The organism is Vibrio sp. 1069, assembly GCF_033340555.1.
Genome location: NZ_JAWOWP010000546.1, coordinates 1 through 621 on the forward strand (window position 1 = coordinate 1; position 621 = coordinate 621).

General features: G+C 49.6%; 1 pseudogene. It reads left to right on the plus strand.

Features of this window, described 5'->3' with window-relative positions:
• Positions 1–52: 52 nt before the first annotated feature.
• A pseudogene (locus R7040_RS27650) lies at positions 53–621 on the plus strand (hypothetical protein); the annotation flags it as partial.

A 621-nucleotide genomic window follows, 5' to 3' on the forward strand; every position in this document is an offset into this window, starting at 1 on the left:
TCACACACATGCGCAGCCATCGGAATCGGCTGCAACAAAGCAATCATGGCAGATGCCTGACACTCTCATTTTAATCTTTTTTGTTGGTATCTTTGCTGCGATTCTTACCTATCTAATTCCTGCTGGTCACTTTGATAGCCAACAGGTGTCCTACGTGGTAGATGGGGCGGAAAAAACACGTACTGTTATTGATCCGTCTTCTTTCTCGTACGCAACCGACGAAAACGGCGAGCTGGTTTACAACAAAGTGGGTCTCTTCGCTTCTGGCGGCGGTATCGGCTTGATGAACTTCCCATTTGAAGGTCTGGTTTCAGGTTCAAAATGGGGCAGCGCAATCGGCGTTATCATGTTTATGCTTGTGATCGGCGGCGCTTTTGGTGTCGTGATGCGCACGGGCACTATCGACAACGGTATCCTTCGTCTGATCGACAAAACCAAAGGTAATGAAGCGCTCTTCATTCCTGTTCTGTTCTTGCTGTTCTCTTTGGGCGGCGCTGTCTTTGGGATGGGTGAAGAGGCGGTGGCGTTCGCCATCATCATCGCTCCATTGATGGTTCGCCTGGGTTATGACGGCATTACGACCGTAATGGTGACTTACGTTGCGACTCAGATTGGTTTTGC